A 14,395-nucleotide genomic window follows, 5' to 3' on the forward strand; every position below is an offset into this window, starting at 1 on the left:
ATGCTTTACCATGTCAATTCAGCAGGATGCGGTTGGAGTCGCGAGGATGGCGCCGGACGATCATGCCTATCTGCAAAGGCGGGCAGACGCGGAACTGGAATGTGCGCGCCATGCATCGCATCCGGCCGCGATGCGCGCCCATTATCTCCTGCTCGGTTATTATCTGAACAAGCTCTTCCCCGGCGGCGACGATCCCGCCGGCGCCCACGCGTCGTTTCAAATCGCCGGGCAGCCTCGCCGCTAGAGTATGATGACTTTACACTGATCCGTTCGTGCCGAGTAGCGACCGAGTTGCCCGCAGGGCATATCGAGGGCGCGTATCGAGGCATTGGTGGTATCTCTCGATACGCGCTCTCGACAAGCTCGATCGCTACTCGAGACGAACGGGTTCTACCAAAGTCATCACGCTCTAAGCCGCCGCCGGTTCCCCCTGTGCAAACGCCGCTCGATGGCTGCATCGGTGCGATCAAGGGCATCTTCAGGAACGTAGCGCGACCGCCGACCCGTCCATCTTAGGCAGGATGTTGGCTAAACGCGTCGGACCAACTACCCACGGCTGCGTCAGTGCGGGTATGAGGGTTGTCGCATGAAACGGCTTGCTGCAGCCTGCCTGATCTCCCCTTTGTGGGTGCCGTTTTTCGCAATGCTGTGGGCGGCTTTTACCCCGCCTTTCTTGGGAATGCGCGGCATGTCCTCGGGATCGTGGATGTCGGCTGCGACAGCCGTTGGTGCCATGATAGGCTATGCCGGCATCGTCATCCTCGGCATCCCCGCGCACCTGCTTCTGCGGCGGCGAAGCCCCTCGATTTGGGTCTATCTGGCAATTTGGTTCGGCGTGGGGTTGGCCGCATGGACCATTATTTTCTTCGTTTTGTTCGCTTCCAACGGGTTGCGACCGGCTCTGGCCTACCTTGTGGAAACGATCGTCTACCGCCCGCATGTCCCTAGCAGGATCGCAGCGGTCTGGGCGGTGGTCGGCATGACATTCTGGTTGATTGTGCGGCCCGACAAGGCGGTCTCGGTCCCGCCCTCGGCTCTCCTCTAAGCCACGGCCGCAGGCGCGCCTCCCACATCCGTGTCGCATCCCGCGCGTCCGATCCGCGTTGAGCCTCGGTCTCGCAGCGGGCGTCGACGTGTGAAAGGATAGTCATGTCCCATCGGGTTTATCTCAACGCATCGGTTCTGCCGCGCATGCCCAATGGCGCGAACGGTGAGTGGGCGGCATTCTGGACGGACGATGGCCAGGAATTGGAGGCGAAGAATGCTCCGCCCTTATTGTGGTGGTGCTTGTTCTCTACCGCCGATCTTCGCCGCGCGCTTACGGTCGATGATGAGGATGTGGGAAGCGAAGGGCGCGATGATCTGCTGGAAGATGTCAGCGAGGAGGAAAGCTATCCCTATCTCGTGACCGACCAAAAGGCGGCACTCGACCGCCTTCGCCGCCGGCGAGAGCAGGTGTTAGCCCTCATCGGATTAGACAAAGCGCCGATCTACGACGCTTTCGCGACGCTGATCGCGGAGCGTTTCGGTCCCTTCATCCTCGTGCGCACATCCGGTCTTATCGATGTGGCGGACGCGGAACCCTGGTTGGCACGCACGCTCGCCGAGCTCGAGGCGCTGGATCAGGGGGCGGCGCCAGGGCGCGAGGTCAGCGGGATGGCGCAGGAGGTCCGCCGTGCTCTGCCCGAACACCATATTTGGCTGCTGAGCGGAGCGGGCGCTGCCGACATATGGCCGACGGCAGACTTGGATACCGCTGGTGCCAAGCGGCGCTCCGAAAACCAGCAGCGGTTGCGGCAGCTGGCGGATGATCATGTCGCGCCAAAGCCTGCGGCCAAGCCGATCCGAACGCGCAATGCGCGGACTGAATCTATTCAGGAATGGCTTGGCAGCTTCGTTGCCGCCGCTGCCGGCCTTGGAACCTATTATTCTACATCATCCTGGGTGGCCGCTGTGGGCGCCTTCCTCGTGGCGGCGCTGGCGGTCGGCGTCGGGATTGGCTGGCTCAGGCGATAGTCGCTTGCCCCAGCCATCCCAACGCACCGATCACTTCGGGCAGACCGATCCCGCTGGATCGGCGGCCAACCGCAGATCGGATAGCGACACGGTGAATGGTCCGGTGGTGCTCAGGCCGAAGGCCGTCGTCACTGCCGCCATGTCCGCGCCATGCGCCTTGAAGCAAGCGAGCGGGATTTTCACAGTTCGCCAGCCCGCGCCCGCCGCGAACAGCGCGCTCGCATCGACGGCGCCGGTGCCGACCGAAAGCTTGACCGGCGTCGCCGGGGCCTTGTCGACGCGATAGGTGATCTGCAGCTGGACGTCGGCATTCACCTCGCGCGTCAGGTCCATGGGGTTGCCGCCGATGCGGATCGTGGCGTCCTGCCCAGCCGCCCAGTCAAGCTGCACCGCGCCTTCCTGCAAGGTTGCGCTGTCGACCGGCTTGCGCTGGACCCGGCTGTCGGTCGCGAACGAGAAGGGGGCGGGCACACGGCCTTTGGCAAAGAAGATGCTGGTATTGCCCAGGCTCGGGTCGACGCCCGAAACCTCGCTCAACGCCGCGACCTTGCCGCCGCGAGCATAGGTCAGGCCATAGCCCAGCGCGAACAGCGGATCGTAATTTGCCTCGCCCTTGTTCAACGTGAACTGCCCCGCCGTTTTGGGCCAGCTGAACGAGAGCGTTCCGCGGAAATCGGCGCGCGGCTTGCCCGCCGTGTCGCCCACCAGCACATCGGCCACGCCCGCGCCTTCGCTGCCCGGCAGCCAGGCCGCGACGAAGGCGTCCGACGCATTGAGCTCGGGATTGACCCACAGCGGGCGGCCGGACAGGAACACCGACACGACCGGAATGCCGGCCGCCTTGAACTTCTTGAGCAGCGCCAGCGAAGCCTTGTCGCCCGCCTCGAATTCCAGCGTGCGGATGTCGCCGCGCATTTCGGCATAAGGCTGCTCGCCGAACACCACGACGGCCAGATCCGGCTTCGCCTGATAGCTGCCGTCGGCGCTCAGCGTGGCGCGGCCGCCGCCGGCCTTCATCGCCGCAGCGATACCGGCATAGATGGACGTGCCGCCCGGGAAATCGGCATTGGTGTTGCCGTCGCCCTGCCAGGACAAGGTCCAGCCGCCCGATTGCTGACCGATATCGTCGGCATCTGCGCCTGCCACCAGGATATTGGCGCTCGCCTTGATCGGCAGCACGCCATTGTTCTTCAGCAACACCAGGCTTTGCGCGACCGCCTGCCGCGCGATCGCGCGGTGATCGGCCGCGCCCACCATCTCCAGCTTGCCGGCATAAGGCCGGGCCGGATCGAACAGGCCGAGCTTCGCCTTGACGCGCAGGATGCGGCGGACGGCGTCATCCACGCGCGCCATCGGGATCTTGCCCGCCTTCACTTCGGCGACGGTATTGTTGAACAATTCTTTCCAGCCGTCCGGCGCCATCGCCATGTCCAGACCGGCATTGAAGGTCGCCGGGCAGTCCTTGGTGGTGCAGCCGGGGATCTGGCCATGCGCATTCCAGTCGCCCACGACGAAGCCGTCAAAGCCCATCCGGCCCTTCAGCACATCCGTCAGCAGGCTCTTATTGCCGTGCATCTTGATGCCCTGCCACGTCGAGAAGGATGCCATCACGCTCATCACGCCGGCATCGATCGCGGGCGGATAGCCGGCATTGTGGATGGCGATCAGCGTGCGTTCCGGAATGTCGGCATCGCCCTGATCGACGCCGCCGATCGTGCCGCCATCGCCCAGGAAATGCTTGGCGCTCGCCGCGACATAGCCCTGCTGGATCGTGCCCTTGCCAGGCTGGCCCTGCAGGCCCTTGACCATCGCCGCCGAATAGGAGGCGACGATCGCGGGGTCTTCCGAATAGCCTTCATAGGCGCGGCCCCAGCGCTCGTCCTGCGGAACGGTCAGCGTTGGCCCGAACGCCCAGTCGATGCCGGCGGCCGCGGTTTCCTCCGCGGTCGCGCGGCCGATCTTGGTCATCAGCGCGGGATCGCGCATCGCGCCCAGGCCGATATTATGCGGGAAGACGGTCGCGCCAACGATATTGGAATTGCCGTGGACCGCATCGATGCCGAAGATCAGCGGGATCGTGGTGTGGCCCGGGCGCGCCTCGCTGGCGACGGCATTGAACGCACGCGCGGTCGCCAGCCAGGCGGGGGCGGGCGAACGATCCGGACTGTCCAGCGGCGGCGAACTGCCCCCGGCCAGGATGCTGCCCAGCGGATAGTCGCGCAGATCGGCAGGACGGATGCTGGCAATGTCGGCCTGGACCATCTGGCCGACTTTTTCTTCCAGCGTCATCTTCGCCATCAGCGCGGTGACGAAGGCTTCGGTCTTCGGATCGACCAGCCCCTGGCTCTTCGCGGCGGGCCACAAATCGGGGTGGGCAAGCCCGCGCGGTGCTGCGCCTTGCGCGGTGGCGACGCTCGCCAGCGTGAGCGCTACACCCGACACGACTATCCGCTTGACCGTCCGCTTCATCTTCCGCTCCCTGTGCGCTCCGCTATGCTGCGGCCTGTTATGGCCATAGCCGAACTTGTCCTAAACGCCAGATGAAAGCGTTGAACCGTGATAGCATCTCCTGCGCTGAAGCTCCTGAAAACGCTTACATTATTTGCGGCGTTCGGCAATGTGACATCGATGTCCGCCGCGGCCAACGTCGCCCGTTTCGACTGGGTCGAATATCAAGGTATTGAAAAGAAAGCCGCTCCTGCGCCCGGCCAATATGCCAATCCGATCCTGGCCGGCTTCTATCCCGATCCCAGTATCGTCAAAGTCGGCGCCGATTTTTATCTGGTGAATTCCACCTTCTCTTGGTTTCCCGGCATTCCGGTTTGGCACAGTCGCGATCTGGTGCACTGGCGGCAGATCGCCAATGCCATCGATCGTCCCGGCCAGCTGAACTTCGCCGGCCTGGGCATGTCGAAAGGTGTCTTCGCGCCGGCCATCTCGCATCACGATGGGCGCTTCTACATCGTCAATACCTGCGTCGACTGCGGCGGCAACTTCGTCATCACCGCGCGCGATCCGAAAGGCCCCTGGTCCGATCCGGTGTGGCTGAAGGATGTCGGCGGCATCGATCCCTCGCTGTTCTTCGATCCGGATGGCAGCGCCTGGCTGGTCAATAATGATGTGCCCAAGGGGACGCCGCGCTACGAGGGCCACCGCGCCATCTGGCTGCACCGTTTCGATCCGAAGACGCTGCAGACGACGGGCGAGGCAAAGGTCATCATCGACGGTGGCGTCGATCCCTCCGCCAAACCGATCTGGATCGAAGGGCCGCATCTCTTCAAGAAGGATGGGGTCTATTATCTGATGGCGGCGGAAGGCGGCACGAGCGACCGGCATAGCGAGGTCATCTTCCGCGCCGATCGGGTCGACGGACCTTATGTTCCGGCGCCGCCCAGCGTGAACCCGATCCTGACGCAGCGGGATCTCGACCCCGCCCGGCCGCAATCCGTCACGTCGTCGGGCCATGCCGATCTCGTGAAGCTGGACGATGGCAGCTGGTGGGCGGTGTTCCTGGCGACGCGCCCTTATGCGGGCGACTTCTACAATACCGGACGCGAAACCTTCCTGTTGCCGGTCAGCTGGGCCAGTGGTTGGCCGACGATCCTGCCCCACGGCACCGCCATACCGCAGGTGGCCAAGGCGCCGCCTCTTCCCGCCTTTGCCGCCCCGCCGACGACCGGAAGCTTCGTCATGCGCGAGGAATTCGACGCGCCGAAGCTGGCACCTTATTGGATGGTGATGCGGGCGCCGGCCGGGTTCAAGCTCGGCGGTGGCGCGCTTCAGCTGGAAGCCCGGCCGGAACGGATCGGCGATAGCAAAAGCCCCAGCTTCGTGGCCCGCCGTCAGCAAAATAGCGACGCGATCGTCTCCACCCTGGTCAGCTTCGTGCCGGCGGACGGGGAGGAAGCAGGCCTGGCCGCGGTCCAGAACGACAATTACTTTCTGGCCATCGGCCTGACGCGCCAGGGCGGCAAGCTGTCCGTGCGCGTGTCGCGGCGTGCCGGTGTATCCGATCCCAAAGGCGGCGTGACGGTTGCGAGCAAGACGATTTCGTCCGGTCCGATCCGGTTGCGCATCCACGCGCGGGGTGGCCGTTACGATTTCGATTATGCGATGAAGTCTGGGCCGTGGCAGCCGGTGGCGCGTGATGTCGATGCGACCAATTTGTCGACCGCCACCGCCGGCGGCTTCGTCGGAACGCTGATCGGACCCTATGCGCAGAGCGGTACGGACGCCGCCCGCTAGGCGCCCAGCCTTAACGACCGGCCCCTGCCGCCATGGGGTGGCGAGGGCCGGTCGTTCGGGTGTTAGCGGTTAGCGGACGTCCTCGACCTGATCGAGATAGGCGCCGTAACCTTGTGCCTCCATCTCCTCGCGCGGCACGAACCGAAGCGAGGCGGAATTGATGCAATAACGCAGCCCGCCGCGATCGCGCGGGCCGTCGTCGAAGACGTGCCCCAAATGGCTGTCGCCATGCTTGGACCGCACCTCGATCCGGGTCATGCCATGGGACGTGTCGTGCACTTCGGCGACATGGGCCTGCTCGATCGGCTTGGTGAAGCTCGGCCAGCCGCATCCGGATTCATATTTGTCGGAGGAGGCGAACAGCGGCTCGCCCGAGACGATATCGACATAGATGCCCGGCGCCTTGTTGTTCAGCAATGCACCCGTGCCCGGCCGCTCCGTCGCGCTTTCCTGCGTGACCTGATATTGCTCCGGCGTCAGCTTCGCGATGACGCTCTCGTCCTTGAAATAGTCGGCCATGGATCGGCTCCCATCAGAAGTGTGACCTCTAATATAGGTGATCTCGGCGGTACGGGGAGGGGCTTGCCGTGTCCGCCTGCTGTCGCGACATTGCGCGCATGGAGCGATCGCCTTCACCGCTGGCGGTATTCGGCCCCGCGGCCATATCCGACGTCGTGACTGTGCGGCCGTTGCTGATCGCCGCTGCGCGAGCCGGCGAGGCGATCAGCTATTCGGGGCTGCTGGCCGATCTCGGCCACCGCTTCACCCGGCCCAAGATGCGCGCGGTGTGCAAGACGCTGGACGCGATCGATCGTGCGGGCCGGGCCGACGGCGAACCGGAACTGGCGGTGCTGGTCGTGCGCGAATCCGATGGCCTGCCCGGGCAGGGCTGGTGGGTCGGCGATCAGCCGGAGCGCCACGATTATGCCGGCCCCTGGACGGGGCCGGAGGCGGCGGCGCTGGTCCGGCGCCTGCAGCAGGTGGCCTTCACCTATTGGCAGGACCGCCCGGCCTGAGGCCGGGCGACGGCGTCAATCGAAATGGGTGCGGAAGCCGACGCCGATCGTGCGCGGGCGTGGACCGGCAAGCAGCGTCGGGCCGTTCGCCGCCGTGGGCCCGCGTTCGTCGGACAGGTTGTCGACGAACAGCCGCACTTCCGAACGATCGAACTTCACGCCGACATTCGCGCCGTACAGCTGATAGGGCCGGATCACGTCGACCGTGGCGTCGCCGTTGCGGGCACGGCCGATCGCCGATCCGTGGATGTTGGCGAACAGGCGGTGGCTCCCGCCCAGATCCGTTTCGTAATTCACGTCCAGCCGCACATTGTAGGGCGGCGTGTTCAACAGACGCTGGCCGTCCGCAACGCGCGGATTGGCTCCGGCAAAAGCAGGGTTCACATTGGTAAACTTGGATGTGTTGATGTTGCTGACGAGGTTCAGGTTGAGGCCCTTCAGCGGCGTATCCCACGACGCTTCCAGGTCGATACCCTGCGTTTTCGCATCGCCCAGATTGGCGAAAGCGGACAGGCCGATCGACGTGTTGAACGCGCTTTGGAAATTCTTGTATTTGATGTCGTAGACGCTGGCGGCAACGTGCAGCGTGCGGCCGAACAGCGCGCCCTTCACGCCCACTTCCAGGTTGCGCAGCTGATCTGGCGAGAGGGAGACGCTGCTGGGAACCCCGTCGGCGATCACGGCATCGGCCTGCGCCTTGGACTGGAGGATGCCGCTGCGGAAACCGGTCGCCGCGTTGAAGAAGACGGTCCAATTCTCGACCGGATAATAAGCCAGGTTGGCGCGCCAGGTCACCTTGTCGGGCCGTGCCTGGCTGGAGACCAGCTCTCCGTTGGACACGGAATCGGAGGTCCGCTTGTCCTTGTAATAGCGGATGCCGAGCAGCGGTACGAGCTTGCCGCCGAACAGATCGTAGCTCACTTCGGAGAAAGCGGAGACATTCTTGGTTTTGGTCAGCGTGCTGCCGGTGATCGCCAGCGTCGGAAAGTTGATGTCGAACGTATAGAGGCCCTTGGCATCCTGGTAGAAGATACCGCCGACCCAGTGGAACGGGCCCGTGCCGGACGTCGCCAGGCGGAACTCGTTCACGAAGCCGCGCGCATCGCCGCCATTGTTGAGCGTGCCGATCCCCAATGGTGCGCCCAGGTTGAGCCCGACCTGGAAGCCGCCCGGCAGGACACGCTGATAGGCGGTCGCGTTGGTCAGCGTAAGGCCGCCAAAGTCATAGGTGATGGTGTTGGAGAAATAGCGCGCGCGGCGCCGGTCATACCCGACGACATCGCCTTGATAGGAGGCATAAGGCGGGTCGAGCGAGTTCATCACGTTCAGATAATTCTGGTCGGTGCTGAACAGCCATGCCTTGGTCTTGACCGTCAGCTTGTCGTTCGGCTTCCACAGGATGACCGCCTGGAAATCCTTGCTGCGGATATTATTCGCATCTTTCTTGGTGGGCGTGCCCGTCGGTGCACCGGGATAGATATCGTTATAGCCGGCCCGATAATCGTAACCGCCGCTCAGCCGGATACCGAGATGGTCGGTGACGATCGGGACCGACACCGCGCCCGCGACGCGCCAGTTGAGCTTGCTCGACTCGCGCGTGTTCGAAAGCTCGCTATCGGCATCGACCGTCATATGATCCAGCGACGGATTCTTGGTGTGGTAGATGATGGTGCCGCCCATCGAACCCTGGCCATAGAGCGTGCCCTGCGGCCCGCGCAGCACCTCGACCCGGTCGATATCGAAATATTGGACGGGCGGCGCGCTCTGGTTGTTGGGGATGCCGAAGGGGGTGTCGTCCAGATAATAGCCGACCATGCCGTCGCCGACGGGGCCGCCCGCGCCGGACCCGCGGAACGAGAAGATGCGATAGCCGGCGCCGATTTCCTGCGCTTCCGATGCGCCCGGAATGAGCTGGATCAGGTCCGAACCGTCGCGCACCCGGCGCTGATTGAGCGTTTCCTGCGAAAAAGCCTGGATCGCCACGGGCACTTTATCGAGCCGCTGGGCGCCCGTTTTCAGCGCGGTGACGATGATTTCACCCTGGTCCATCGCGGATTGGGTAGGCGTGTTCTGGGGCGCAGGCGGCGTCGCTGCGGCACTGTCCTGGGCGATGGCCGGCCCGGCAACACCCGCCGCCAGCAGCGCCGCGACCGAGACATAGCCGCACAGAAACCCGCCCCGGCGCACGCTGGATGTCCGCAGCGCGGCACGAACCACTGCTTTTGGTAGCCCCTTCATCAGCCATCTCTCCCTGCTGCAGCATTGTTGTTCGTTGCTACAATCGATTGCGGAGCTATCATTATGTGCGTCAGCTGGCAATATCAGGCCGGCAAAACCAGCATTTTTGGTGAGTTGCGAGCCATTTCAGTCACCTAGGAAGGCTTAGAGGGCACAAAGAGGCGGGCTTATTGCAATCGATTGTCACCTGCGTCATTCTGGGCACATAAGAAAATCGGGAGGAATGCCAGTGATGGGTAGTTTTGGGCGCAGGATCGCGGGCGGGCTGCTGCTCTGCGCGGCTGCAGGCGTGGCACAGGCGTGCGACGCAGCGACGCCGTGGGTCAGCGTATGGGCGACCGCACAGGATCTGACGCCGCCGCCCGCGATCGCCGTCCCGCCGCCGCCCCCGGAAGTCATGGAGCAGTTCAAGCGCGGCCCGCAGCGCGTCGTGCCCATTCCCGATACGGTTCAGGATCAGACGGTGCGGATGATCCTGCGGCCAACGCTTGCGGCCGAGACGGTGCGGATTCAATTGTCCAATGCGATCGGCAAGCCGCCTTTGACCCTGTCGTCGGTGCATGTGGCGCGGCGCACGCAGGGGAGCGGCGTCGATCCAGCCTCGGACCGCGCACTGACCTTCGGCGGCAAGCCGGTCACCTATATCCCGCCCGGCGCGATCATCGTCAGCGATCCGGTGCGTCTGTCGGTGCGGGCGGATCAGGAATTGGCGGTTTCGCTGTATGTGAAGGGCAATAGCGGGGGCGTCACCGCCCATGCGCTCGGCCTAAACCCGGCATATATCGCGGGCGGCGACCAGACGTCGGCGCAGAGCCTGCCGGGCGCGCGGGAGGTGCGGAGCTATTTCTGGCTGACCGGGCTCGAGGCCGCCGTGACGCAGCCCGCCAGCCTGATCGTGGCCTTTGGCGATTCCATCACCGACGGGTTTGCCACCACGCCGGGGCGGCATAATACGTGGCCGGAAATCCTGGCGGAACGCCTGCGCCAGCGTGGCGGGAGCCCGCACTGGAGCGTGGTCAACATGGGCATATCGGGGAACCGGGTGCTGCGCGACGGGGCCGGTGCCAGCGCCCTCACGCGCTTCGATCGCGACGTGCTGAGTCGGCCGGGCGCGAAGTGGATGATCCTGCTGGAGGGTATCAACGACATCAACATGTCGCAGATGAAGGCGCTGCCGGCGGATCAGAAGGCCGATGCCGACGCCATCATCGCCGGCCTGTCGGCCATGGTGGCCAAGGCGCATCTGCATGACATCAAGGTGATGGGCGCGACCATCACCGCGACCGAAGGACTATGGCTGTACACGCCGCAGTCGGAGGCGACGCGCCAGGCGGTGAATGCCTGGATCCGCACCAGCGGCACGTTCGACGCGGTGGTCGATTTCGACGCCGCGACCCGCGATCCGAAGCAGCCGGCGCGGTTGCGGCCGGATTATGATTCGGGCGACCATGTCCACCCCAACGACGCCGGCACACGGGCTATGGCGGAGGCGATCAACCTGGCGACGTTCACGCGATAGCGCGACGTTTGCCGGGGAGATCAGACGACGACCGGCTGACCGAAGGCGCGGCGGAGCGCATTATATTTCGCCTTGTTGAAGCGCTGGGCGACGCGTGTTTCCGCGCCGGCGCGATCGAAGCCGTGGAAGGCGCCAGGCACCACGATTAGTTCGGTCGGGACATTCGCCTCGGTCAGGCGTCGGGCATAATCGATATCCTCGCTGACGAAGAGATCGATACCGCCCACGCCGATGAAGGTCGGCGGCAAGCCGGACAAATCGCGCCGGCGGGCAGGCACGGCCGCGGCGGGGACGTTGCTGCCGCCGGGGGTAAGGCCGAGGAAGCTCTGCCAGCCGAACCGGTTGGCACCGGCATTCCAGCCGATGGCGGCGATCCAGGGCGGTGGCACAACCCCGCTGCCGGTACGATCGTCGAGCATGGGGTAGATCAATATCTGTGCGGCGAGCGGCACTTCGCCGCGATCGCGCGCGGCGAGCGCGAGCAGGGCGGCGTGGCCGCCGCCGGCGCTTTCGCCCATCGCCACGATCCGCTTGCGATCGACGCCGAGGCTGTCGGCGTTGGCGTGAAGCCATTTCAGGCCGGCATAATTGTCCTCGATCGAGCCGGCATAGGTCGTCTCCGGCGCCAGCCGATATTCGACGGAGACAATCACGCAATCCAGATCGTGCGCAATGCCCTGCAGGTAGGCGAGCTCGCTCTGCGCGCTGCCCAGGATGAAGCCGCCGCCATGGGTGTGGAGGATAGCGGGCCGGTTCGATCCGGAGCGGGCGTTGACGATCCAGAGCGTGACGTCGGGTTGGCCCGCGCGGCCCGATACGCGCCGCTGTTCGACCGGTACGTCCGCACGCCGCGCCGCGGGCGGCGGCATGTGGGAACGGATGTCGTTCAGCATGGCGCGCGTCCACGGGCGCGACGGGCCATCGGCCTTCACCATCGCTTCCGCAATCGGGCGCAGTTCGGGATCGACATTGTCGAAGATGGCCGCCGGCTTGGCGCCTTGCGCGAACGAAGCGCTGGAGGAGAAAGCCGCCAGCAGCGCGCCAGCGCCCAGCTCCATCATGTCGCGACGACCCAATTCCATCGGCTATCCCCTTATGATTCTCTTGAGGCCGCGCTCCTGCGAGCAGGGGCGCGGCCTACCGATTACTGCATATTGACGCGGAAGCGCAGCCCGATCGTCCGGGGCGTCGGACCGGCGCCCGAGAACGGCCCGGTGGTCCCGACGATGGTCGGTCCGCGCTCGTCGGTCAGATTGTCCATGATCAGCGCCAGCTCATAGGGGCCCTTGCGCAGGCCAAGCGTGGACGTGACGATGCTGTAGGGCCGCGCGCTGACGCCGCTGGTCTGCAGGCGATCGCCCGACCGGCTCCATGCGACATTGGCGAAGCCCTCGACCTCGCTGCTGAGTGCCTTGGTATAGGCCGCATCCAGCCGCCAATTGTGCGGGATGGTGTTGACGATGCGCGTGCCCGGTCGAAGGTAAGGCAGCGCCTTCTGAACCGCGGGCTCGACCCGGTCGAACTTGCTGTCGTTGATATTGCCGACCGCGTTGAGGCTCAGGCCCTCAAGCGGGGTGCGCCAATGCAGCTCGAAGTCGATGCCCTTGGTCGTCGCATCGCCAAAGTTGGAGAAGCCGCTGACGCTGGTGTTGATCGTCGGCGTGCTGGTCTGCAGATCGCGCAGCTTGGTGATATAGCCGTTCAGCCCGACCGTGAGATTACGATCCGGTGTGCGCCATTTCAGCCCGATTTCGTAATTGGTCGATCGTTCGGGCTTCAGCTGGGTGCTGCCCGGAATGCCGGATTGATTGAGCAGATCGGCCTGGACCGCCGACTGGACGATACCGGCGCGAAAGCCGGTCGCGGCGGTGATGAAGACGGTCAGATCCTCGGTCGGCAGATAGGACAGGTTGGCCCGCCACGTCGTGACGTTGGTGGTGTTGGTGTTGCGCGTGGTGGAATCCGCGAAGGTGCGCTTGTCGTGGAAGTAGCGCAGACCGACGAGGGGAACGAGCTTTCCGTCGAGCAGATCGTAGCTGACCTCGCCGAAGGTCGCCCAATTCTTGGTGATCGTATTGTTGTCGGCATTGATGTTCAGCGTGGGGTTCAACAGCTGGTTGGCCTGTGGCCCCTTGCCGTCCTGATAGGCGCCGCCGACGAGCCAGTGCAGCGGGCCGCTGCCGGTTGAATTGACGCGCACTTCCTGGCTGAACATCTTGGGATAGAATTGGCTGGAGAAGAAACCTGATGGCGAGAGCGGGATGTTGATCCCGAAATTGCCCTTGAGCTGGCTGGTCGCGCTGGTGACCGAGAAGCTCTTGAAGTCGACATTGGCGGTGAAGCTGTACAGCTTGAAATCGCCATTGCCGAAACTCGGCTGATCGGCGGTGTTCGCATAATAAGGCGGATCGACCGACGCCATGCCGCCCAGGAATTGCTGGCGCGGGCGGAAATGCCAATATTGGGCACGCAGCTTCACATTGTCGGCCGGTTTGAACAGGACGACGGCCCGGATATCGTCATTGCGGATGACGTTGACGTTCTTGCGATCGGGCGTGCCGTCATAGGCGCCGAAATATTCGTCCGCCCAGCCCGGATTGTAGGAATGGCCGCCGCTGACGCGCACGGCCAGCATGTCCTTGATGATCGGGATCGAGACCGCGCCGGAGATGCCGTAATTGAGGCCGCCCGCGCCTTTGGTCTGCGAGCCTTCCAGCTCGCCGATGAACTGCACCTTGTTGAGGTTGGGATCGCGCGTGTGGAAGATGAAGACGCCGCCGGACGAGCCCTGGCCGTAAAGCGTGCCCTGCGGTCCACGCAGCACTTCGACCCGCTCGATATCCAGGAAGCGCACCGGCGGGGCGATGCCGAAATTGGTCACGACGAAGGGAACGTCGTCCAGATAATAGCCGATCGGCGAATCGCCATTGGCGTTGCTGCCGCCCGCGCCGCGCAGATTGTACGACCGCGACGCCACCGACTGGCGCTGCCCTTCGAGCGCGCCTGGCACCAGCGACACCAGATCGTCGACCGACTTGACGTTGCGCTCCTTCAAATCCTCGCCGCTGAATGCCTGGATCGCCAGCGGGGTGCGCTGGAGCGATTGAACGCCGTTCTTCTGGGCGGTGACGACGACTTCGCCCGAATCCGTCGCCGCGGATCCCGTGTCGACCGCACCGTCCTGTGCCGTGGCGGCCGTCTGGCCCGATGTCGCCGACTGTGCCTGGGCCGTTCCCGCCAAGACAGCGGCGGCCAACGCAAGCGTCGCCGCATTGTTATGAAACCTCACCTGATCCCCTCCATTTGCTTTTATCAATCGATTGCGTAACTCGATAATGCGAGATTTCCAAGGGGTAAGCTT

At 64.4% G+C, this 14,395-nt stretch carries 11 protein-coding genes; 6 read left to right on the forward strand and 5 right to left on the reverse strand.

Going from position 1 to position 14,395, the window contains the following annotated elements; translation table 11 throughout:
• The first annotated feature begins 46 nt into the window (after nucleotides 1–46).
• The 3 genes from ACSBM8_RS02000 (at nucleotide 47) to ACSBM8_RS02010 (ending at nucleotide 2,016) form a co-directional block, all read left to right on the forward strand.
• A complete protein-coding gene (locus ACSBM8_RS02000) occupies nucleotides 47–244 on the forward strand; it encodes a hypothetical protein (protein WP_442680004.1) in 198 nt (65 codons plus the stop codon).
• A 342-nt stretch (nucleotides 245–586) separates the two neighbouring features.
• Nucleotides 587–1,045, forward strand: a complete 459-nt coding sequence (locus tag ACSBM8_RS02005) for a hypothetical protein (RefSeq protein ID WP_442680005.1) — start codon at nucleotides 587–589, stop codon at nucleotides 1,043–1,045.
• A 104-nt stretch (nucleotides 1,046–1,149) separates the two neighbouring features.
• Nucleotides 1,150–2,016: a hypothetical protein gene (locus ACSBM8_RS02010; protein ID WP_442680006.1), complete on the forward strand. Its 867-nt coding sequence runs from the start codon at nucleotides 1,150–1,152 to the stop codon at nucleotides 2,014–2,016.
• Nucleotides 2,017–2,046: 30 nt separating this feature from the next.
• Here the strand turns inward: ACSBM8_RS02010 and ACSBM8_RS02015 are convergent, their stop codons facing one another.
• Entirely contained in the window at nucleotides 2,047–4,485 is a 2,439-nt protein-coding gene (locus ACSBM8_RS02015; RefSeq protein ID WP_442680007.1) for a glycoside hydrolase family 3 N-terminal domain-containing protein, read from the reverse strand.
• Between the two features lie 87 nt (nucleotides 4,486–4,572).
• Between ACSBM8_RS02015 and ACSBM8_RS02020 the strand changes: the two genes are divergently transcribed.
• Nucleotides 4,573–6,261, forward strand: a complete 1,689-nt coding sequence (locus ACSBM8_RS02020) for a glycoside hydrolase family 43 protein (protein WP_442680008.1) — start codon at nucleotides 4,573–4,575, stop codon at nucleotides 6,259–6,261.
• 69 nt (nucleotides 6,262–6,330) lie between these two features.
• Here ACSBM8_RS02020 and msrB read toward each other — a convergent pair whose 3' ends face one another.
• Nucleotides 6,331–6,780: a peptide-methionine (R)-S-oxide reductase MsrB gene (gene msrB / locus ACSBM8_RS02025; protein WP_442680009.1), complete on the reverse strand. Its 450-nt coding sequence runs from the start codon at nucleotides 6,778–6,780 to the stop codon at nucleotides 6,331–6,333.
• Between the two features lie 68 nt (nucleotides 6,781–6,848).
• Here msrB and ACSBM8_RS02030 point away from each other — a divergent pair, with 68 nt between their 5' ends.
• Nucleotides 6,849–7,277: a ribose-phosphate pyrophosphokinase gene (locus ACSBM8_RS02030; protein WP_442680010.1), complete on the forward strand. Its 429-nt coding sequence runs from the start codon at nucleotides 6,849–6,851 to the stop codon at nucleotides 7,275–7,277.
• A gap of 15 nt (nucleotides 7,278–7,292) precedes the next feature.
• On the opposite strand, the gene ACSBM8_RS02035 is transcribed toward ACSBM8_RS02030, so the two are convergent.
• Nucleotides 7,293–9,515, reverse strand: a complete 2,223-nt coding sequence (locus ACSBM8_RS02035; protein ID WP_442680011.1) for a TonB-dependent receptor — start codon at nucleotides 9,513–9,515, stop codon at nucleotides 7,293–7,295.
• Between the two features lie 232 nt (nucleotides 9,516–9,747).
• On the opposite strand from ACSBM8_RS02035, the gene ACSBM8_RS02040 reads away from it, so the two are divergent.
• The gene (locus ACSBM8_RS02040) at nucleotides 9,748–11,034 is read left to right on the forward strand and encodes an SGNH/GDSL hydrolase family protein (RefSeq protein ID WP_442681460.1); all 1,287 of its coding nucleotides are present in this window, start codon (nucleotides 9,748–9,750) and stop codon (nucleotides 11,032–11,034) included.
• A gap of 20 nt (nucleotides 11,035–11,054) precedes the next feature.
• Here ACSBM8_RS02040 and ACSBM8_RS02045 read toward each other — a convergent pair whose 3' ends face one another.
• Nucleotides 11,055–12,116 carry an alpha/beta hydrolase gene (locus ACSBM8_RS02045; RefSeq protein ID WP_442680012.1) on the reverse strand — a complete coding sequence of 354 codons (1,062 nt, stop codon included), beginning with the start codon at nucleotides 12,114–12,116 and terminating at the stop codon, nucleotides 11,055–11,057.
• A 62-nt stretch (nucleotides 12,117–12,178) separates the two neighbouring features.
• On the reverse strand, nucleotides 12,179–14,323 hold the full coding sequence (locus ACSBM8_RS02050; protein ID WP_442680013.1) for a TonB-dependent receptor: 2,145 nt from the start codon (nucleotides 14,321–14,323) through the stop codon (nucleotides 12,179–12,181).
• Between the last annotated feature and the right edge of the window lie 72 nt (nucleotides 14,324–14,395).

Source organism: Sphingomonas sp. ASY06-1R (assembly GCF_052180265.1).
Lineage (GTDB): Bacteria > Pseudomonadota > Alphaproteobacteria > Sphingomonadales > Sphingomonadaceae > Sphingomonas_I.